The sequence below is a fragment of the Klebsiella terrigena genome, from assembly GCF_006539725.1.
Classification (GTDB): Bacteria; Pseudomonadota; Gammaproteobacteria; order Enterobacterales; family Enterobacteriaceae; genus Klebsiella; species Klebsiella terrigena.
On the sequence record NZ_BJNO01000023.1, the window covers coordinates 1 to 20,859 of the forward strand.

General features: G+C 58.3%; 21 protein-coding genes. 8 read left to right on the forward strand and 13 right to left on the reverse strand.

The genetic code is table 11. From position 1 onward, the window contains the following. Positions 1-242 precede the first annotated feature (242 nt). The 6 genes from RTE01_RS21020 (at position 243) to RTE01_RS21045 (ending at position 4,845) form a co-directional block, all read left to right on the forward strand. Positions 243-557: a BON domain-containing protein gene (locus RTE01_RS21020; RefSeq protein ID WP_041146864.1), complete on the forward strand. Its 315-nt coding sequence runs from the start codon at positions 243-245 to the stop codon at positions 555-557. A 126-nt stretch (positions 558-683) separates the two neighbouring features. Continuing rightward, positions 684-1,250: a fructose-1-phosphate/6-phosphogluconate phosphatase gene (gene yqaB / locus RTE01_RS21025; RefSeq protein ID WP_134527360.1), complete on the forward strand. Its 567-nt coding sequence runs from the start codon at positions 684-686 to the stop codon at positions 1,248-1,250. Continuing rightward, a complete protein-coding gene (locus tag RTE01_RS21030; RefSeq protein WP_041146862.1) occupies positions 1,247-1,675 on the forward strand; it encodes a YqaA family protein in 429 nt (142 codons plus the stop codon). The genes yqaB and RTE01_RS21030 overlap by 4 nt, the downstream gene beginning before the upstream one ends. A 115-nt stretch (positions 1,676-1,790) precedes the next feature. After that, the gene (gshA, locus tag RTE01_RS21035) at positions 1,791-3,347 is read left to right on the forward strand and encodes a glutamate--cysteine ligase (RefSeq protein WP_115192067.1); all 1,557 of its coding nucleotides are present in this window, start codon (positions 1,791-1,793) and stop codon (positions 3,345-3,347) included. 163 nt (positions 3,348-3,510) lie between these two features. Further along, positions 3,511-4,026 (forward strand): S-ribosylhomocysteine lyase, encoded by a 516-nt coding sequence (gene luxS, locus RTE01_RS21040; protein ID WP_071844968.1) that lies wholly within the window; start codon positions 3,511-3,513, stop codon positions 4,024-4,026. Between the two features lie 51 nt (positions 4,027-4,077). Then, positions 4,078-4,845: an AraC family transcriptional regulator gene (locus RTE01_RS21045; RefSeq protein WP_041146859.1), complete on the forward strand. Its 768-nt coding sequence runs from the start codon at positions 4,078-4,080 to the stop codon at positions 4,843-4,845. Here RTE01_RS21045 and leuA read toward each other — a convergent pair. From leuA to RTE01_RS21105, 12 genes are all read right to left on the reverse strand, one after another. Further along, positions 4,824-6,500 carry a 2-isopropylmalate synthase gene (leuA, locus tag RTE01_RS21050; protein ID WP_134527357.1) on the reverse strand — a complete coding sequence of 559 codons (1,677 nt, stop codon included), beginning with the start codon at positions 6,498-6,500 and terminating at the stop codon, positions 4,824-4,826. The genes RTE01_RS21045 and leuA overlap by 22 nt on opposite strands. 147 nt (positions 6,501-6,647) lie before the next feature. Further along, complete coding sequence (gene emrB / locus RTE01_RS21055; RefSeq protein WP_041146857.1) at positions 6,648-8,186, reverse strand: multidrug efflux MFS transporter permease subunit EmrB; 1,539 nt, start codon at positions 8,184-8,186, stop codon at positions 6,648-6,650. A 15-nt stretch (positions 8,187-8,201) separates the two neighbouring features. After that, on the reverse strand, positions 8,202-9,374 hold the full coding sequence (gene emrA, locus RTE01_RS21060; RefSeq protein WP_041146856.1) for a multidrug efflux MFS transporter periplasmic adaptor subunit EmrA: 1,173 nt from the start codon (positions 9,372-9,374) through the stop codon (positions 8,202-8,204). A 129-nt stretch (positions 9,375-9,503) separates the two neighbouring features. Next, positions 9,504-10,034, reverse strand: coding sequence for a transcriptional repressor MprA (gene mprA, locus RTE01_RS21065; RefSeq protein ID WP_041146855.1), 531 nt, complete (start codon positions 10,032-10,034; stop codon positions 9,504-9,506). Positions 10,035-10,328: 294 nt separating this feature from the next. Continuing rightward, complete coding sequence (proX, locus tag RTE01_RS21070) at positions 10,329-11,324, reverse strand: glycine betaine/L-proline ABC transporter substrate-binding protein ProX (RefSeq protein ID WP_041146854.1); 996 nt, start codon at positions 11,322-11,324, stop codon at positions 10,329-10,331. 71 nt (positions 11,325-11,395) lie between these two features. After that, complete coding sequence (gene proW / locus RTE01_RS21075; protein WP_076946065.1) at positions 11,396-12,460, reverse strand: glycine betaine/L-proline ABC transporter permease ProW; 1,065 nt, start codon at positions 12,458-12,460, stop codon at positions 11,396-11,398. After that, the gene (gene proV, locus RTE01_RS21080; RefSeq protein WP_041146852.1) at positions 12,453-13,655 is read right to left on the reverse strand and encodes a glycine betaine/L-proline ABC transporter ATP-binding protein ProV; all 1,203 of its coding nucleotides are present in this window, start codon (positions 13,653-13,655) and stop codon (positions 12,453-12,455) included. The genes proW and proV overlap by 8 nt, the downstream gene beginning before the upstream one ends. A gap of 356 nt (positions 13,656-14,011) precedes the next feature. Further along, on the reverse strand, positions 14,012-14,974 hold the full coding sequence (gene nrdF / locus RTE01_RS21085; protein WP_134527354.1) for a class 1b ribonucleoside-diphosphate reductase subunit beta: 963 nt from the start codon (positions 14,972-14,974) through the stop codon (positions 14,012-14,014). 10 nt (positions 14,975-14,984) lie between these two features. After that, positions 14,985-17,129, reverse strand: coding sequence for a class 1b ribonucleoside-diphosphate reductase subunit alpha (gene nrdE / locus RTE01_RS21090; protein ID WP_141335336.1), 2,145 nt, complete (start codon positions 17,127-17,129; stop codon positions 14,985-14,987). After that, positions 17,102-17,512, reverse strand: a complete 411-nt coding sequence (gene nrdI / locus RTE01_RS21095) for a class Ib ribonucleoside-diphosphate reductase assembly flavoprotein NrdI (protein WP_041146849.1) — start codon at positions 17,510-17,512, stop codon at positions 17,102-17,104. The genes nrdE and nrdI overlap by 28 nt, the downstream gene beginning before the upstream one ends. Further along, a complete protein-coding gene (nrdH, locus tag RTE01_RS21100) occupies positions 17,509-17,751 on the reverse strand; it encodes a glutaredoxin-like protein NrdH (protein ID WP_041146848.1) in 243 nt (80 codons plus the stop codon). The genes nrdI and nrdH overlap by 4 nt, the downstream gene beginning before the upstream one ends. A 184-nt stretch (positions 17,752-17,935) precedes the next feature. Next, positions 17,936-18,367, reverse strand: coding sequence for a carboxymuconolactone decarboxylase family protein (locus RTE01_RS21105; RefSeq protein ID WP_041146847.1), 432 nt, complete (start codon positions 18,365-18,367; stop codon positions 17,936-17,938). 158 nt (positions 18,368-18,525) lie between these two features. On the opposite strand from RTE01_RS21105, the gene pdxR reads away from it, so the two are divergent. Beyond that, entirely contained in the window at positions 18,526-19,881 is a 1,356-nt protein-coding gene (gene pdxR / locus RTE01_RS21110) for a MocR-like pyridoxine biosynthesis transcription factor PdxR (RefSeq protein ID WP_134528617.1), read from the forward strand. Positions 19,882-19,948: 67 nt separating this feature from the next. Here the strand turns inward: pdxR and RTE01_RS21115 are convergent, their stop codons facing one another. Then, positions 19,949-20,275, reverse strand: coding sequence for a DUF883 family protein (locus RTE01_RS21115; protein ID WP_041146846.1), 327 nt, complete (start codon positions 20,273-20,275; stop codon positions 19,949-19,951). 215 nt (positions 20,276-20,490) lie between these two features. Here RTE01_RS21115 and RTE01_RS21120 point away from each other — a divergent pair, with 215 nt between their 5' ends. Next, the gene (locus RTE01_RS21120) at positions 20,491-20,853 is read left to right on the forward strand and encodes a DUF2002 family protein (RefSeq protein ID WP_041146845.1); all 363 of its coding nucleotides are present in this window, start codon (positions 20,491-20,493) and stop codon (positions 20,851-20,853) included. Positions 20,854-20,859 lie beyond the last annotated feature (6 nt).

Genomic DNA, 20,859 nt, shown 5'->3' on the forward strand with positions numbered 1-20,859 from the left:
GTTCTGCGAAATCATCGCCAGCACCATCTTCTCCAAAATAACAGCGATACAGTAACTTCACGGTCTGTGAAATAGCCCCGCGTTCGCAAACCTTGTCGCCAAATTTCCCCGTCAGGCACCGTTGTTTTGCCATTTCCGTACGCTCTTCTGTACTTTTTATATTGGCAAGTTGCTCTTTCCACTATAATTTACCCCTGTATATCGACCTGATTCGGGTGAGATGAGTGCAAGGAGAGAAATCCATGAAATGGTTCAAAGCAATACCTGCCTTTTGCGCGACGCTTCTGGTAGCCGTATCTCTGGCTGGCTGTGCCGGATCGTCCACTAAGGAAAGTACCGGTGGCTATATCGACGACACCGTCGTGACCACCAAAGTCAAAACCGCGCTGTTTAACGAAAAAGAGATTAAATCCTCTGAAATTAGCGTGCAGACCTTCAAAGGACGCGTTCAGCTGAGCGGCTTTGTTTCGTCGCAGACCGATGCGAATCGCGCCGTAGAGGTGACCCGCAGAGTGCAGGGCGTTCGTTTGGTTGAGAATGATTTGAAAATCAAATAAGCCGGTGCACCGCTATGATAAAGGCGCCCTGTGGCGCCTTTGCTGCTTCTGCCCCCGCCTCCGCCCGCGACAATATGCGCCTTTTGCGATAAAGTAATCGTTCCTTAACCGGTTTGTGAGAACACGATGTACGAACGTTACGCAGGACTTATCTTTGATATGGATGGCACAATCCTTGATACCGAGCCGACGCATCGTAAGGCCTGGCGCGAGGTTCTGGGTCGTTACGGAATGCGTTTCGACGAGCAGGCGATGGTCGCACTCAACGGTTCTCCGACCTGGCGTATTGCCCAGGTCATTATCGAGCTGAACAAGGCGGATGTCGATCCCCATCGCCTGGCTTTGGAAAAAACCAACGCCGTCAAGGCGATGCTGCTGGATAGCGTGCGTCCCTTACCGCTGATTGAGGTGGTCAAAGAGTGGCACGGCCGCCGCCCGATGTCGGTTGGCACCGGCAGCGAAAGCGCCGTTGCGGAGGCTCTGCTGGCCCATCTCGGCCTGCGTCACTACTTCTCAGCGGTGATTGCCGCCGATCACGTCACCAACCACAAGCCTGCTCCTGATACCTTCCTGCTGTGCGCCGAGCGCATGGGTGTTGCGCCGGAAAAATGCGTGGTGTTTGAAGACGCGGACTTCGGTCTGCAGGCCGCACGGCGCGCGGGGATGGATGCTGTCGACGTTCGGCTGCTGTGAGCGACGCGCTATCGCTGATATCGCTGTTTGCCAGTAGCTTTCTCAGCGCCACGCTGCTTCCCGGTAACTCGGAAGTTGTGCTGGTTGCTATGCTACTAACGGGAGCGAGTCAACCGTGGGCGCTGGTATTAATAGCAACAATCGGCAATAGCCTTGGAGGGGTAACTAACGTTATTCTGGGGCGCCTGTTTCCGCTGCGCAAAACGTCGCGCTGGCAGGAGAGGGCATCCGGCTGGCTAAAGCGCTACGGCGCGGTCACATTATTATTAAGCTGGACGCCGGTGATCGGCGATTTGCTGTGTTTACTGGCGGGATGGATGCGCATTTCCTGGGGACCAGTGCTCTTTTTTTTATGCCTTGGTAAAGCGCTACGCTATATCGTCATTGCGCTGGTCACGCTTCAGGGCATGACATGGTGGCACTAATTGTGGAGCTGAGGCACTCCCGGCAGGCGGTAACAATAACCTTTGCTGGAATAACCTGGATGGTCACCATTACAATTATGCTTATTCAAATGATTTCGACAGGCGGGAGGTCAAATTGATCCCGGACGTATCACAGGCGCTGGCCTGGCTGGAAAAAAATCCGCAGGCGCTAAAGGGCATTCATCGCGGCCTTGAGCGCGAAACGCTGCGCGTTAACGCCGACGGCTCGCTGGCCACTACCGGCCATCCTCAGGCATTGGGTTCGGCGCTGACCCACAAATGGATTACCACCGATTTTGCCGAAGCTTTGCTGGAGTTTATTACGCCGGTTGATGGCGATATTCAGCACATGCTCACCTTTATGCGCGATGTTCATCGCTATACCGCCCGCCATCTCGGCGATGAGCGGATGTGGCCGCTGAGCATGCCTTGCTATATTGCCCCGGGCCAGGATATCGAGCTGGCGCAGTACGGCACCTCGAACATCGGCCGTCTGAAAACGCTGTATCGCGAAGGGCTGAAAAACCGCTATGGCGCCCTGATGCAAACCATCTCCGGCGTGCACTACAACTTCTCCCTGCCGATGGCGTTCTGGCAGGCGAAGTGCGGCGTTGAGGATGAAGAGAGTGGGAAAGAGGCGATTTCGGCGGGCTATTTCCGCTCGATCCGCAACTATTATCGCTTTGGCTGGGTGATCCCGTACCTGTTCGGCGCATCTCCGGCAATCTGCTCCTCTTTCCTGCAGGGGAAACCGACCACGCTGCCGTTTGAGAAAGCGGAAAACGGCATGTACTACCTGCCGTACGCGACCTCCCTGCGTCTGAGCGACCTCGGCTATACCAATAAGTCGCAAAGCAATCTCGGAATTACGTTTAACGATCTGCAGGAGTATGTGGCAGGATTGAAGCGGGCGATTAAAACGCCGTCGCAAGAGTATGCGGAAATTGGCCTCGAGAAAGACGGTAAGCACCTGCAAATTAACAGCAACATCCTGCAGATTGAAAACGAACTCTATGCGCCCATTCGCCCGAAACGCGTGACCCGCAGCGGCGAGACGCCGTCTGACGCGCTGCTGCGCGGCGGTATCGAATATATCGAAGTGCGTTCACTGGATATCAACCCGTTCTCGCCGATTGGCGTTGACGAGCAGCAGGTGCGCTTCCTCGATCTGTTTATGGTCTGGTGCGTGCTGGCCGATGCGCCGGAAATGAGCAGCGACGAGCTGCTGTGTACGCGCACAAACTGGAACCGGGTGATCCTTGAAGGGCGTAAGCCGGGCCTGACGCTGGGAATTGGCTGCGAAAGCGCGCAGTTCCCGCTGGCTAAGGTGGGTAAAGACCTGTTCCGCGATTTGCGCCGCGTTGCGCAGATTCTGGACGGCATTCACGGCGGCGACGCCTATCAGCAGGTGTGCGACGAGCTGGTTGCCAGCTTCGACAATCCGGAATTAACTTTCTCAGCGCGCATTCTGCGTTCTATGCTTGAAGAAGGGATTGGCGGCACCGGTAGGGAGCTGGCCGATCGATATCGTACGATGCTGCGCGAAGAGCCGCTGGAGATTTTACGCGAAGAGGATTTCATTACCGAGCGTGAAGCGTCAGTCGTGCGTCAGCAGAAGATAGAAGCGGAAGATAGCGAACCGTTTGCCGCTCTGTTAGCGAGACATGCGTAGCTAAAAGCGGTACAAAAGAAAAAGGCCACATCAATGTGGCCAAACTTTCATCTCTGATTCAGGGATGATGATGATAATAAATGCGCGTCTTTCACATACTCAGACTAGCGGGTGTAAAAAGAGTTCATTTTATTTTAAAAAAAATCACTATCGGAGGTGAAGAATGCCGTTGTTAGATAGTTTCACAGTCGACCATACCCGAATGGAAGCCCCTGCGGTGCGCGTCGCGAAGAAAATGAACACGCCGCACGGCGACGAAATTACCGTTTTCGATCTGCGTTTTTGCATACCGAATCAGGAAGTGATGCCGGAAAGAGGCATTCACACGCTTGAGCACCTGTTCGCCGGTTTTATGCGCGACCACCTCAACGGTAAGGGTGTGGAAATTATCGACATCTCTCCGATGGGCTGCCGCACGGGCTTCTATATGAGCCTGATCGGTACGCCGGACGAGCAGCGCGTAGCGGATGCCTGGAAAGCGGCGATGGCCGACGTGCTGAAGGTCAAAGAGCAGAACCAGATCCCCGAGCTCAACGTTTACCAGTGCGGCACCTACACCATGCACTCGCTGGAAGAAGCTCAGGACATCGCGCGTCATATCCTTGAGCGCGACGTGCGCATCAACAGCAATGACGAGCTGGCGCTGCCGAAAGAAACGCTGCAAGAACTGCACATCTAGTGCTTCTGCCACGGCCCGGCGCTTGCGTCGGGCCGATATCCTCACGCCGCGATGACGACGACCTCCCGCTTCTCCTTTCAGCATCGTTCCCTGGTGCCCTTTGCCCATGATTACGCCCATGGCGATAGCGAGCCGTGGCATCAGCACGACTGCGTCCAGCTGCTGCATATCCTGAGCGGCGTGGTGCGGGTAGAGACGCCGGTGGGCTACTGGGTGGTCCCGCCGGGGCGCGGGGTGTGGCTGCCAGCGGGGACGCCCCACGCGCTGCGAATCACCGGCAAAGTCGCGGCGCGCACGCTGTTTATCGATCCTCTTGCCCGCGCCGATCTGCCGTCATCGTGCCAGATCGTGCAGATCTCCCCGCTGCTGCGCGAACTGATCGTCACCTCGCTGACGCTGGCGGAACGCTACGATCCCGGCAGCCGCGACGAGCGCGTCTATGAATTAATTCTTGATGAGATCCGCGGCATGACCGTACTGCCGTTTGGCCTGATCGAACCGCAAAGCGAGGCGCTGCGCCGGCTGTGCCAAAAGGTTCGCGAAACGCCGGGCGACGCCTGGAGCAGCCTCCAGGCGGCAAAAGAGAGCAATATGAGCGAGCGGACGCTCAGCCGCCACTTCCAGCAGCAAACCACGCTGACCTGGAGCGAATGGGTGCGCCGGGCGAAGCTGATGGAAGCGCTGGTGCGCCTGGCGCAGGGACAGTCGGTCCTGCGGGTGGCGCTGGACCTTGGCTACGGCAGCCACAGCGCCTTCAGCGCCATGTTCCGCCGGGTGATGGGGATGGCTCCCAGCGATTACTTCCGCTCGCCGGAGTGATGGCCGCCGCTGAGCGCATTGCACAGCGCCTGCAGCGAGGCGCGGGCGACATCGTTATCGACTCCGACCCCCCAGCGGCTGTCGCCATTCGGGAAGACGCAGCGGATATAGGCCACCGAACGGCTGTCGCTGCGCTCGCCGAGGGTATGCTCGTGATAATCTTTAATCACAAACTGTTGCTTAAGCAGCGCGCTCAGCCCGTTTGCCGCGGCAGAGAGCAGCCCGTTGCCGTGCCCCTGCAGCCTGCGGGTCTCACCGTAGGCCCTGAGCGTCGCCTGCAGCGAGAGCTGGCCGTCCTGCTGGCTGTCGCTTTTATAATCCAGCAGCGTCAGCGGCGGTACCGCCACCAGGCCGTAGCGCTCGCGGAACAGCTGCCACAGGGCGTTTTGCGTCATCTCCTTGCCGTGACTATCGGTTTCGCGCTGCACGTGCAGGCTGAAATCCTGCTGCAGCATGCGCGGCAGCTTTAAGCCGTGATTCTGCTCAATCAACCACGCGCTGCCGCTCTTACCCGACTGACTGTTGACGCGAATAACCGCCTCATAGCTGCAGCCGATATCCTGCGGGTCGACGGGCAGGTAGGGCATCTGCCAAACTTCGCCGGGCCGACGCGCGTCGAAGCCTTTCTTAATCGCATCCTGATGCGAGCCGGAAAAGGCGGTGTAGGCGAGGCTTCCGGCCCACGGATGACGCGGGTGAACCGGCAGCTGGTTGCAGTTCTCGACGATCTCAACGACCCGCTTCATCTCCGGGAAGGTGAGCTGAGGGTCGACGCCCTGGCTGTAGAGATTCATGGCGAGGGTGACCAGACAGACGTTGCCGGTGCGTTCGCCGTTACCAAACAGGCAGCCTTCAACGCGATCGGCGCCGGCCATCACCGCCAGCTCGGCGCTGGCAACGCCGGTCCCGCGGTCATTATGCGGGTGGACGCTGATGCAGACGTCGGCGCGTCGTGAGAAGTGACGGCAAAAATACTCGATTTGATCGGCATAGACGTTGGGGGTGTTGACCTCCACGGTAGCGGGCAGGTTGATAATCATCGGGCGTTCGGCGCAGGGCTGCCAGATTTCCGCCACCGCTTCGCAGATCTCCAGCGCAAACTCCGGTTCGGTAAAGCAGAAGGTTTCCGGCGAGTACTCGTACTGCCAGCGCGTTTGCGGCTGCCGTTCGCACTGCTCGCGGATCAGCCGGGTGGCGCGGGTCGCCAGCTCAACCACCTGCGCTTTTTCCATGCCGAAGACCAGCCGGCGGAAAAGCGGCGCGGTGGCGTTATACAGGTGCACGGTGGCGCTGTGGGCGTCGCGCAGCGCTTCGAAGGTGCGCAGAATTAAATCCTCCCGCGCCTGGGTCAGCACCTGAATGGTGACGTCCTCGGGGATACGCTGCTCCTCAATCAGCTGGCGAACGAAGTTGAAATCGGTCTGCGATGCGGACGGAAACGCGACTTCAATCTCTTTGAATCCGCACTCCAGCAGCAGGTTCCAGAACTGCAGCTTGCGCGCGCCGTCCATCGGCTCCGCCAGCGCCTGGTTGCCGTCGCGCAGGTCGGTAGAGAGCCAGCGCGGCGCGTGGGCGATCTGCCGGTCCGGCCAGCGGCGGTCGGGCAGGGATATGACCGGCGAGGGGCGATACTTTTGGTGAGGATTTTTCAGCATGATGAGCTCCTTGGGTTGGATCTTTATCCTGCACGACAAGGGGAGCGGGGCGCTTTAGCGAAGTGGACAGAAACTAGCGCAAAGTGGACAGGCGGGCGTATTTCTCCGCCAATAAAAAAGGGATCCGCAGATCCCTTAGTATTAACGCTAGTGAGCCCCACCGCCGCCGCCGCCCGCGCTGAACGGAGGTTTGGCAAACCACACCAGGCTTAGCAGAAGGATAAAGATACCCGCCGAGACCCAGAATATTTCGTTGGCGGAAATAATCAGCCCCTGGTTGGTTATCTGCTGGGCTATCCAGCCGGACGCCTGCTGCTGGGTCATCCCCAGGCCCTGCAGCTGGTCATACATCTGCTGAGCGTTAGGGTTGTAGGGCGTGACCGACTCGGTGAGCTGCGCATGGTGCAGCGCCTCGCGGTTGGTCCACATGGTGGTGGTTATCGAGGTACCGATAGAGCCCGCCAGCGTACGGGTAAAGTTCGACAGGCTCGAAGCCGCCGCCAGCCTGTCCGGCGACAGGCCGGAAAGGGTGATGGTGGTCAGCGGCATAAAGAAGCAGGCCACCGCGAAGCCCTGGATAAACTGCGGCCAGGCCGAGGCGCCGAAGTCCATCCCCGGTTCGAAGGTCCATGCGCGCCAGTAGAAGCACACCGCATACATAATGAAGCTGAAGGTCACCAGCCGACGCATATCGAGCTTATGGGCAAAGCGGCCGATAATTGGCGAGAGGATAACCGGGATCACCCCCACCGGCGCCGACGCCAGACCCGCCCAGGTCGCGGTGTAGCCGTAGACCTCCTGCAGCAGCTGCGGCAGCAGAACGATAGCGCCGAAGTAGAGCATATAGGCGAGGCTGATGCACAGACAGCCGATGGTGAAGTTTCGCGACTTAAATAGCGAAAGGTCGACTATCGGGTTGTCATCGGTAAGCTCCCAGACGATAAGGAAGCTGATGGCCACCACCGCTACCACCGTCAGGACGACAATCTCCGTGGAGGCGAACCAGTCCAGCTCCTTGCCGCGATCGAGCATCACCTGCAGGCTGCCGATACCAATCACCAGCAGCGCCAGCCCGACGCCGTCAATGCGCCGCTGCTCGGTGCGGGTTTCCCGACTGCGCAGGGTTTGCAGCGTCATGACCACCACGGCAATACCGATCGGGACGTTGATAAAGAATATCCAGCCCCAGTGGTAGTTGTCGCTGATATAGCCGCCGAGGATCGGCCCGCAGATTGGCGCCACGATAACCGTCATCGACCACAGCGCCAGGGCGATGGAGCGTTTTGCCGGCGGGTAGTTGCTGAGCAGCAGGCTCTGCGATAGCGGGATCAGCGGACCGGCGACGATCCCCTGAATCACGCGGAAGAAAATCAGCATCGTCAGGCTGTTGGACATGCCGCAGGCCCAGGAGGCGATAGCAAACGCCACCGTCGACCACAGGAACAGCTTCACTTCCCCCACGCGTTTTGCCAGCCAACCGGTTATCGGAATGGAGATGGCGTTGGCCACCCCAAACGAGGTAATCACCCAGGTGCCCTGGCTCAGGGATGAGCCAAGGTTACCGGCGATGGTTGGGATAGCCACGTTGGCGATAGTGGAGTCCAGCACCTGCATGAAGGTCGCAAGCGACAGCGCGATGGTCATGATGACCAGCTGCGCGCCCTCCAGCGGTTTTTGCTGTTGCATTACGCTCACCCCGAATTATCCGGCGTTAGCCTGGATGATGCCGTTGATCAGTTTGTTTACCGGGTCGAGCGCGATTTCACGGGCATTGCTTTCATACACCGGAGACTTGCGCGTCTCGTTCGCCAGCATCTCACCGTCGCGGTTGGTGGTATCCACCTCAACCAGCGTAGAGAGGCCAATACGCAGCGGGTGCGCCGCCAGCTGCTTCTCATCGAGCTCGATACGTACCGGCAGACGCTGGACGACTTTAATCCAGTTCCCGGTGGCGTTCTGCGCCGGCAGCAGGGAGAAGGCGCTGCCGGTCCCCATATCCAGCCCCACGACCTTACCGGTGTATTTCACCTCGTCGCCGTAAATATCGCTGATGACGGTAGCCGGCTGGCCGATGCGCATATGCGCCAGCTGGGTCTCTTTAAAGTTGGCGTCGACCCACAGATTAGTTGCTGGCACGACCGCCATCAGCGGAGTGGTCTGGCTTATCTGCGCGCCGGGCTGCACCGAACGGCGGGAAACGTAGCCGCTAATCGGGCTGACGATCTGCGTACGCTGCAGGGCCAGCCAGGCGTTACGGACGTCGGTGGCCGCCTGCAGAACGGCAGGCTGCTGCTCGAGAGGTGTCCCCAGAACGATGGCCTGGTTAGCGTTAAACTGCTGCACCGCCACGTCGAGCTCGGCCTGGGCGCTGGCGACGGTATCGCGAGCGTGCTGGAGCTCCTCGCGGCCAATCAGGTTAGCGGCGCCCAGAGGGATACGGCGGTTGAGGTCGGTTTGCGCCTGCGAGAGCGCAGTTTTTTTGACGTCGATGTTGGCCTGCAGCTGCTTACTGTTGATCATCGACTGGCGGGTTTGCCGCACGCTGGCGGCCAGCTGGGTTTGCGCTTTCTCAAACGCCTGCTGGGCATCGGTCTGATCGAGGGTAACTAGCGTATCGCCTTGCTGCACAAAATCGGTGTTGTCGGCCCAGACTTTCGTCACGCTGCCGGACACCTGGGCCATAATCTGCACCTGATTCCCTGCCACATACGCGTCATCGGTCTCTTCATAATGACGCAGTACCAAAAACCAATAAATCCCATATGCCACGGCAACAATAATAAAGAGCAATGTCAGCAGCAGAAGGGCGCCCTTGCGCTTCCCTTTCTTGCTGCCCGGTTGCTGCGGGATTTGGCTCTCCGCATTTGCGCTCATGTTATTCTCCACGATCTTATTATTTTACATCGGCTGGGCCGACCTGTTTATCAGAAAGGCCAGCAGAAGATCTGCTGGCCTGGTCTGTTTTTCCTTGTCAATTCAGAAAGATTTCGAGCGGTTCCGCGCCTAGCGCAGTGACTCCGCAAGCACACCGTCTTCTTCCATCTGGTCAAGACGACCAAGCAGTTTACGGGTGATGTGCTCGAGCTGATCTTTTTCGCTGGTGCTTAAAGAAGACCAGAGCTGATGCAGGCAGTTGTGCTGCGGAGGCAGAACCTCGCGCAAAAACTGATGACCTTTGTCGGTAAGCTGCAGATGCAGACAGCGGCGATCGTTATCGCTTTCACGGCGTTCAATCCAGCCGCGTTTTTCCAGCTCGTCGGCAATGCGCGTGGCGTTGGTGCGTGATGACCCCAGGGCGCAGCTCAGCTCAGAGGGCTGAATGCTGTGGTTTTCCTGAGATTCCAGGGTTATCAACGCCATAAATAATGTCTCGTTAATTCCCTGCGCTTTCAGCATTTTATTGCGATTTTCCAGTAGCTTACCTTGCATGTGCATGCAGAGGCGAGTTAACAGAATCTCCTGGAAAGGGAAATCTTCGTGACGGCTGGCGCGGAATTTGAGCATTTGCTCAATGGGAGTAAACGAACTATCCATTTGGGTATGACCTCATTAATTACAGCCGATATAATAACTATTGTGACAAATAAATCAAATGAATTATTGACTAAAATTGATACGTTAAACCTATAGCCAGAAGAGAAATCTCTTTGCCCGTTCGTAGGTTAGCGCACATGGGTGACGGGAGATAGGGAGTCGGCGGGAGCGAAGAAGATTTGCTGGAACAACAACACAGGAGGCGGTACCCGGGCAGGGCGCAGAAGGCACAACCCGGGAACCTCCGGCGGCATGATGCGCGCCGGAGCTGCATGGCAATATGACGAGGGCAGATTATTTCTGCGCCGCCAGCGCCTCTTTCAGCCAGCCGTCAAACTGCTGCTGGTGGGCTTTGATCCAGCCGTCAACGTGGCCCTGGATATCCGCTTCTGAAGCGTGACCTTCGTGCATCATCGCGTTCTCGGCGTTAATGTCGGCAATCGGCAGCTTCATGATGCTGAACAGCTTCGCCGCCGCCGGGTTTTTCTCGGCCCAGGCTTTGTTCGCCACAATGTGCATGGTGCTCACCGGGAAGCCGTAGTTGGCGCCGTTAGCCAGTTTGGTATCGATGTTCTTCTGCACGCCCGGCAGGGAGGAGAACGGCACCTGCAGCCAGACCACATCTTTACCCGGCTTCAGCACGTCGCTGACCCAGTACGGCGTCCAGGTGTAATAAATCACCGGCTTGCCTTCTTTATAGCGGGCGATGGTATCGGCCATCATCGCGGCATAGTTACCCTGGTTGTGCACCACGGTGTTGCTCAGGCCATAGGCATCAATCTGATGGTTAATCACCGCTTCACAGCCCCAGCCCGGCGTACAGCCGGTGAGATCGGCCTTGCCATCGCCGTTGGTATCAAACAGTTTGGCGATTTTCGGGTCTTTCAGCTGATCGATGGATTTAATGTGATACTGCTCGGCGGTTTTCTTATCAATCAGGTAGCCCTGCGCCGCGCCGTTCACAAAAACGCCTTCGCGGTAGAAGCTCTTGTCACCGCCTGCCGCGGCGTACATATCGTCATGCAGCGGCTGCCAGTTAACGGCGGTAAAGGTGGCGTCGCCGGAGGCGAGCGAGGTGTAGCCGACGTTATAGTCAACTTCGCTCGGCTTATCGACGGTGTAGCCCAGCTTCTCCAGCGCGCGGCTGACCAGCAGGGTCTGGAAAGTCTCTTCGGTGATGGTGCTCTGAATCGGTTTGACGGTGATGCCTTTACCCGGCAGGTCGGCGGCAACGGCGCCGGTAGAAATGAGAGCGGTGAACGCTGTGGCAAGAATCGCTGTATGTCGCATCGTTGTTCCTCATAAATAAGAAAGGATGACTGCTGGCCCGGCAGGCGCAATGCCGCCGGGCAATGAGATGATTATTTACTGAAGGGACGGGTGATTAGCCCCAGCGGGCCGGTGGTGTACCAGCGGCGGCTGCCGCGGCTGCGCGAGTCGCGCCCAACGGCCTGGGTCAGGCGGTCAAGAATGATGGCGAGGATAACAATCCCGACGCCGCCCACGCTTGCGAGGCCCATATCAAGGCGGCCGATCCCGCGCAGTACCATCTGGCCGAGACCGCCGACGGCGATCATCGAGGCGATTACCACCATCGACAGCGCCAGCATCAGCGTCTGGTTGACCCCGGCCATAATGGTCGGCATCGCCAGCGGCAGCTGAACTTTAAACAGCAGCTGGCGCGGGCTGGCGCCGAAGGAGCGCGAGGCTTCAATCAGATCCGCCGGCACCTGGTTAATCCCCAGAATGGTCAGACGCACGATGGGCGGCAGGGCAAAGATAATGGTCACCACCACGCCTGGAACGTTACCGATCCCGAACAGCATAACGATGGGCACCAGGTAGACGAACGCCGGCGTGGTCTGCATGGCATCAAGCAGCGGACGAATAATTTTGGCCGCGCGCGGGCTCCGCGCCAGCCAGATCCCAAGCGGCAGGCCGATCAGCATACAGAACAGCAGGGCGGTCAGCACCAGCGCCAGGGTGACCATCGCCTGCGACCAGGCGCCGATAGCGCCGATAGCCACCAGCGAGATCAGCGTGGCGACGCCCATGCCGACGCTGGAGATCTGCCAGGCGATCAGGGCGAATATCACAATCGCCACCGGCGCGGGCATCCCTAACAGCAGCTGCTGGAAGGCGCTGAGTATATAGTCAACCGGCACGCGGATCCCCTGGAACAGCGGACGGAAGTGCATCACTATCCAGTCGATACCGTGCGTCACCCAGCTGTCCAGCGGGATCAGCGTTTTATGGAACGGGTCCATAATGTTGAAATGTTCCGGCTGCGGCGCCGGGGCGCTGGTCAGCCAGTCTGCACCGCCGCCGTCGGCAGGTGCGGCGGCCGGAGTGCCCCAGGCATCGGCAGATTGTGCGGCGCTATCCGCCGCCGGTGCGGTATCCCACGGGTTAGATTGATCAGCCATTGTTTGCCCCCTCGCGATCTAAAGCCTGCAGCAGCATTCGTTTAGAAATGATGCCGATATACTGTTGCCCTTCATCCACAACCGGCACCGCGCACGGTGCCTGGCCTACGTGGGAGAGCAGGTCGCTAAGCGACGTTTGCGCATCCACCGCCAGCGGGGAGTCGAGTAACGCCGCGTCAATTCCCTGACCTTCGCTCAGCGCGGATTTCAGCGAATCAATGGAGACAATGCCGACAAACTTATTACCGCGCTCAATTACATAACCATATTCGCGGTCTTCATCCTGGAGTAATTTCAGCGCCGAACGGGGGCCAAAGCCCGGCGTTTTACGAATTAAGCCAACCGGGCTACGGCGGGCAATATCTTTGGCGCTGAATACCTGGCTAATATCGACGCCGCGGAAGAAGGTTTTCACATAATCATTGGCCGGATTATTGAGGATTTCATCGGGAGTCCCGACCTGAATAACCTCGCCATTTTGCATGATGGCAATCCGGTCGCCGATGCGCATAGCTTCATCAAGATCGTGGGAAATAAAGACCACGGTGCGCTGATGTTTGGCCTGTAATTTGGTCAGCTCATCCTGCATTTCGGTGCGAATTAAGGGATCGAGGGCCGAGAAGGCTTCATCCATTAACAGGATATCGGGGTTAATCGCCAGCGCGCGGGCAAGCCCGACGCGTTGACGCATCCCGCCGGAGAGTTCATCCGGATAAGCGTGTGCGTAGTTTTCCAGACCGACCTGGCGCAGCGCCTCCAGCGCTTTCTCCTGGCGCTGCTGGGTGGAAAGACCCGCCAGCTCCATGCCAAAGGCGGCATTGTCCAGCACGGTCATGTGCGGCATGAGCGCAAACGATTGAAAAACCATTGCGATCTTTTTTCTGCGCACCTCGCGCAGCTCGGATTCTGAGATTTTGGCGATATCCACGCCGTCAATCAGCACCTGTCCGCGGGTGGGTTCAATCAGGCGATTGAGAAGGCGAACCATGGTGGATTTTCCCGAACCGGAAAGCCCCATGATGACGAATATCTCGCCTTCTTCAATGGTCAGACTGGCATCTTTGACGCCAAGTGAAAGCCCCGTTTTTTCCAGCAGTTGTTCTTTGGTAAATCCTTTTTCAATATATTTGAACGCTCGCTGTGGATGCTCGCCAAATATCTTATAGAGATTCTTAATTTCTAATTTAATTGCCATGCAATAGAAAGTTTCCCGTTATTTGTATTATGTCGATATGGTACCTGGTGGAGATAATTACCTTTTTACACCCTAACATACTCAGATTCTGTGACAACCCTCAATGTCCACGAATGGCCGATATGGCGCGGGGCCAATGCCGGCGCACTCCCCGTGATATAAGGGCTGAGCGTTGATTGCGCAGCGGTAATATTTTTAACATTCACCGGGTAATTATTGCCAAAACTGTGGGGTTTGGGATGAATATGACAGGCAGATTTCGCGAGAATAGCAGAACGGATAATGGTGTGATGAATAGAAATAATGTGAAATAGATCACCAGGAATTGAGTGAATATATTCCTGGTGAAAGTAAGGTTAAAAGTCCCAGTCGGCGTCGGCGGTCTCTTCCGTTTTACCCATCACGTAGGACGATCCTGAGCCGGAGAAAAAGTCGTGGTTTTCATCGGCGTTCGGCGAGAGCGCGGCGAGGATCGCCGGATTGACCGCGGCCATGTCCGCCGGGAACAGCGCCTCATAGCCCAGGTTCATCAGCGCCTTGTTGGCGTTGTAGCACAGGAAGGCCGTGACCTCCTCAGCCCAGCCGCTGTCGGCGTACAGCTGCTGGGTATAGGCCAGCTCGTTATCGTAGAGATCCATCAGCAGGTCGAGGGCGAAATTCTTCAGCTCCTCCCGCTTTTCGGCGCTGACTTTTTCCAGCCCCTTTTGATATTTGTAGCCGATGTAATAGCCGTGCACCGCCTCGTCGCGGATGATCAGGCGAATCAGGTCGGCGGTGTTGGTCAGCTTGCCGCGGCTGGAGAAGTACATCGGCAGCCAGAATCCGGAATAGAAGAGGAAGGATTCGAGGAAGACGCTGGCGATTTTCTTCTTCAGCGGCTCGTCCGCCCGGTAATACTCCAGCATCAGCTTGGCTTTGCGCTGAAGCGGGGCGTTCTCTTCACTCCAGGCGTAGGCGGCGTCGACGTCTTTGGTCTGGCACAGGGTGGAGAAAATCGAGCTGTAGGAGCGGGCGTGCACCGCCTCCATAAAGCTGATATTCGACATCACCGCCTCCTCATGCGGGGTGAGGGCGTCGTTCATCAGCGCCGGCGCGCCGGCGGTGTTCTGAATGGTATCGAGCAGCGTCAGGCCGGTGAAAACGCGGATGGTCAGCTGCTGCTCCATCGGGCTGAGGGCCTGCCACGCGGGGATATCGTTGGACAGCGGCACCTTCTCCGGCAGCCAGAAGTTGCTGGTCAGGCGGTTCCACACCTCCAGGTCCTTGTCGTCCTGAATCTTATTCCAGTTAATGGCGCTAATGCGCGATAGATGGGTCATCGGGTTCTCCTTACAGCGCGCAGGACACGCAGCCCTCAATTTCGGTACCTTCCAGCGCCAGCTGGCGCAGGCGGATGTAGTAGAGCGTCTTAATGCCTTTTTTCCACGCGTAAATCTGCGCCCGGTTGATATCGCGGGTGGTGGCGGTATCGGGGAAAAAGAGCGTTAAAGAGAGCCCCTGATCGACATGTCGTGTGGCCTCGGCGTAGGTGTCGATAATTTTTTGTGGGCCAATCTCATAGGCGTCCTGGTACAGGGCCAGGTTGTCGTTGGTCATAAACGGCGCCGGATAGTAAACCCGCCCGGTCTTGCCCTCTTTGCGGATCTCTATCTTCGAGACGATCGGATGGATGCTCGACGTCGCGTGGTTGATATAGGAGATCGAGCCGGTGGGCGGCACCGCCTGCAGGTTGCGGTTATAGATCCCGTAACGCATCACGTCCTCGCGCAGCTGCTGCCACATTTGGCGGTCGGGCAGGGCGATACCGGCGCGGGCGAACAGCTCGCGGACCTTCGCCGTTTTCGGCTGCCAGTCGCCCTGCAGATACTGCTGGAAATAGTCGCCGCTGGCGTAGCGCGAGCGGGAGAAGCCGGCGAAACGCTCGCCGCGCTCGCGCGCCATCAGCATCGAGGTGTGCAGCGCATGCCAGGTCACGGTGTAAAAATAGAGGTTGGTGAAATCCAGCCCCTCCGGGCTGCCGTAGGCGATGCCCTCCCGCGCCAGATAGCCGTGCAGATTCATCTGCCCCAGCCCGATGGCGTGAGAAGCCGCGTTACCCGCCGCCACCGAAGGCACCGAGCGAATGTCGCTCATATCGGACACCGCCGTCAGGCCGCGAATGGCGACTTCAACCGTGCGCGCAAAGTCGGGCGAATCCATGGTATGGGCAATATTTAACGAGCCGAGATTGCAGGAGATATCCTGGCCGACGCTGGCGTAATCGAGGTTTTCGTCAAAGGTCGAGGGGGTGTTGACCTGCAAAATTTCCGAGCACAGGTTGCTCATGTTGACCCGCCCGGCAATCGGGTTGGCGCGGTTGACGGTGTCTTCAAACATGATGTACGGGTAGCCGGATTCAAACTGAATCTCCGCCAGCCGCTGGAACAGATCGCGGGCGCGGATCCAGCGCTTGCTGACCCGCTCGTCGGCGACCAGCTGCGGGTACATCTCGCTGACGGCGATATCGCCAAACGCCTTACCGTACAGTCGCTCGACGTCGTAGGGCGAGAACAGCGCCATCTGCGCGTCGTCTTTCGCCAGCTGGAAGGTGACGTCCGGGATAACGACGCCGAGCGACAGGGTTTTGATGCGGATTTTCTCATCGGCGTTTTCGCGCTTGGTGTCGAGGAAGCGCAGGATATCCGGATGATGCGCGTGCAGATAGACCGCCCCGGCTCCCTGGCGTGCGCCGAGCTGGTTGGCGTAGGAGAAGGCGTCTTCCAGCATTTTCATCACCGGGATCACCCCCGAGGACTGGTTCTCGATGCGCTTAATCGGCGCGCCGGCCTCGCGAAGGTTCGACAGCAGGAACGCCACGCCGCCGCCGCGTTTGGAGAGCTGCAGCGCCGAGTTAACCGCCCGGCCAATCGACTCCATGTTGTCTTCGATGCGCAGCAGGAAGCAGGAAACCAGCTCCCCGCGCTGCTGCTTGCCGGCGTTAAGGAAGGTCGGGGTCGCTGGCTGAAAGCGTCCGCTCAGGATCTCATCGGCCAGCTGGCGGGCCAGGGTTTCGTCGCCCTGCGCCAGGCTTAGGGCCACCATGCAGGTACGATCGGCGAAGTGCTCAAGGTAGCGTTTGCCGTCAAAGGTTTTCAGCGCATAGCTGGTGTAGAACTTCCAGGCGCCGAGAAAGGTCTGGAAGCGGAAACGGTAGCCGTGGGCCTGCTCAAACAGCGCGAGGACGAAACGGTGGTCGTAGCGGGCCAGCACGTCGGCGTCGTAATAGCCTTCGGCAACCAGCCACGCCAGCCTGTCGCTCTGCGTGGCGAAGCCGACGGTGTTGGCCTCGACGTGGGTCGCCATAAAGGCGTCCACCGCCTGGCGGTCCTTTTCAAACGGGATCCGCCCGCTGCTGTCGTACAGATTCAGCATGGCGTTGAGGGCGTGGAAATCCGGCGCCTCTGCGGTTAGACGTTCTGCGGTTGTTGTTGCCAAAATTCGCTTACTCCTTTGCGTACGTTAGCGACATCGTGTGGGGTACCCATCAGCTCAAAGCGATAGAGGTACGGCACGCTGCATTTCTGCGCGACAACGTCGCCGGCCCGGCCGTAGGCGTCACCGAAGTTGCGGTTGCCTGCGGCGATGACGCCACGAATGAACTGACGATTGTGGGGATCGTTTAAAAAGCGGATCGCCTGGCGCGGCACGGCGCCTGCGGTACCGCCGCCGCCGTAGCTGGGGACGATGAGAATATAGGGTTCGTCTACCTGGATCCGCTCCCGCTCGTTAAGCGGAATGCGCACCGCGGGCAGCCCCAGACGCTGGACGAACCGATGCGTATTTTCGGAGCTGCTGGAGAAGTAGACGATGAGGCTCATGCGCTGGCCGCCGCGACGGGACGCAGGCGATTAATCATATCCGGACGGAAGCCGGACCAGCGGGTCTCGCCGGCAATCACCACCGGCAGCTGGCGAAATCCCTGCTCGCGCAGCATCTCTGCGGCGTCGGGATGCTGCTCGATGTTGACCATCTCGAAGGCAAACCCGCGGCTCTCCATGGCGCGCTTTGTCGCATGGCACTGAACGCAGTCATTTTTAGTGTAAATAGTAATGCGCATGATTCGTATTTCCATTTAAGATAACAGAACGGCGCCAAAAAGCGCAGCGGTTGGTATCGGTTAACTGTTCAGGAAATACTAGATGTAGTTGTCAAAAAGTTCAACCACGCAATATATAGCGTTTTTAAATAAGGATGACCCCCGCGGAGCGATCCTGCGAGGGCGGGGGAGGGCGGGCGTAAACCTACAGGCGCATGCTGACGGCAAGACGGTTAAAGGCGTTCATCAGGCTGATGGCGAAGGTTAAATCGCTTATCTGACGCGGGCTAAAATGATCCAGCAGCGGCAGATAAACGTCATCTTCAGCATGGCTGCTGGCGATGTGGGTTACCGACTCCGCCCACGCCAGCGCCGCGCGCTCTGCGGCATCAAAGTGGGCGCTTACCCGCCAGCCGGCCAGCGCGTCGAGGCGGCCCTGGGCGACGCCGGATTTTCTCAGCGCTTTACTGTGCATCTCGAGGCAGAAGGCGCAGCCGTTAATCTGCGAAACGCGAAGGTAAACCAGCTCCAGCAGCGTGCCGTCGAGCTCGCTTTTTTCCAGCGCAACTTTCGCCTGTACCAGCGCGTTATAGACTTCCGGACTCAGTTCGTTATAGGGCTGACGCAGTGTGTTCATTTTTCTCTCCACATGAAGAGCTATCCCTTAGGCTGCACGGGGTCCCGGGCGGACGTCAACGGCGACGTCGGGTGAGATAGTCTCTAAGACGGCAGCCAAAATAGCACTATAATGGACTGCAAAAGATAGCCATATTTTAATGGAAAAAGCAGACCATGATGGAAGCCAAAAAAGCGCCGCACTATCAGCGTATCGCCCGGCAGCTGAAATCCGCCATTGAGCGCGGCGAGCTGCCTCCAGGCAGCCGCCTGCCCGCCAGCCGGGTCTACGCTCAGGAGCTCGGCGTATCGCGGGCGACGGTGGAAAACGCCTGGGGTGAGCTGGTGGCTCAGGGATGGCTTGAGCGGCGCGGCCAGGCGGGAACCTTCGTCAGCGAGCGTCTCAGCCCGCAGCAGGCGGCGCCGACGCGCCTGGCGGCCGGCAGCGAGCCGGCCGTGCCCCTGCCGTTTAAAATGGGCCTGCCGGCGCTGGATCTTTTCCCGCGCGGCCTGTGGGCGCGGGTGATGGGCCGACGCCTGCGCACGCAAACCCGTTTCGATCTGGCGCCGGGAGAGCCCTGCGGTGAACCGATCCTTCGCCGGGCGATTGTCGATTATCTCCGCCTCTCGCGCAGCATTGAGTGCCAGCCGGAGCAGGTGCTGGTAACCGGCAGCTATGCCGCATCGATGACGCTGATCCTGCGCACTCTGGCACGGCCCGGGCAGACCATGTGGATGGAAGACCCCGGCTTTCCGCTGATCCGTCCGGTGGTCACAGGGCAAGGCGTGGCCATTAATCCGGTCCCGGTCGATGATGAAGGAATGGATGTGGTGCACGCGCTGCGCTGCTTTCCAAAGGCGCACTTCGCGCTGCTGACGCCCGCTCACCAAAGCCCGACCGGCGTTGCGCTCTCGCTTGAGAGGCGCAGGCAGCTGCTGGCCTGGGCGGCGCAAAACGACGGCTGGATTATCGAAGATGATTACGATAGCGAATTTCGCTATCGGGGCAAGCCGCTGCCGCCGCTGAAAAGCCTCGATGCCCCGCAGCGCGTGATCTACTGCGGAACGTTCAGCAAATCACTCTTTCCCGCGCTGCGCGCCGCCTGGCTGGTGGTTCCCCCGCCGCAGGTTGACGCATTTCGTCGCCAGGCGGAGCTGATGAGCTGCAGCGTTCCGACGCTGTGGCAGCAGACGCTGGCCGATTTTATTCAGGAAGGTCATTTCTGGCGCCATCTGAAAAAAATGCGCGCCAGCTACGCCCTGCGCCGTCAGTGGCTGGAGTCGGCGCTGGCGGCCGCCGGCTTTGCGGTGGTTCCGCAGCTGGGCGGCATTCAGCTGGTTATTGCGACGCGCGATGACGACCGGCTGCTGGCGCGGCGGGCAAGAGAGGCGGGGCTGGACGTTCAGGCGCTGAGCGACTGGCGGATGCAGAGCCGCGGTGAGGGAGGGTTGTTGGTGAGTTTTACCAATCTGACCTCCCCGGAGATGGCCGCTGACCTCGTGCGTCAGCTCAGGCAGGCTATCGGCGGGAAATAAAAAACCCCTGCATACCGACGGCATACAGGGGTTGACGCGTATTTGTTATCTTCGTCTTACGTTTATATTATCGACGTAAATTCAGCAATACGCCAATAAATAGCCCAACGGCGGCGGCGGCGCCGACGCTCTGCCAGGGTTTGTCACGCACGTAGGTATCGGCGCAGCCGGCGGCGTCACGGGCGGCCTGCTGTACGCGGTTGTTACCGTTAATGCGCGCGCGGGTCTCTTTCAGCAATGCCTGCGCCTTTTTGCGCGCAGCGTCCGCTTCGTCTTTTGCATCGCTGCCCCACGATTTCAGCACTTCTTCCAGCGTATCCGCTAATTGGCTGACATCGTTATGAATATCCTCAGCGCTTTCATCTACATTGTTGCGATTCACACGGTTGGCCATTGATTTCTCCCTTAATATCATCGATACCCGCCATACTTAAGGTTGTGCCTACGCTGCTGTCGTATTGCAACCAGAATTATTTAGGGTAGAGCCATTAAGTGTAGGACAAGATTTTGAATTATGCTTTAAATCGTGGTTTCTGGAATTTTCCGAAAGCCCTGCCAATCAAGAATAAGGTAAGGTAAATGTGCGGTAAAAGATAACGAGGAATGAGTATGTATTTAAGACCCGATGAGGTGGCGCGTGTTCTTGAAAAAGCCGGCTTCACCATGGATGTTGTGACGCAAAAAGCGTACGGCTATCGCCGTGGCGATAATTATGTTTATGTGAACCGCGAAGCGCGCATGGGGCGTACCGCTTTAATTATTCATCCGGCGCTGAAAGAGCGCAGCAATACGCTGGCGGACCCCGCTTCGGATATCAAGACCTGCGATCATTACGAGCAGTTCCCGCTCTATTTAGCCGGTGATGCGCAGCAGCATTATGGTATTCCACACGGATTCAGCTCTCGTATTGCGCTTGAGCGCTTTCTGAGTGGCTTATTTGGCGAAGCGCAGCCGACGATGTCCCATAGTTAACCGGCG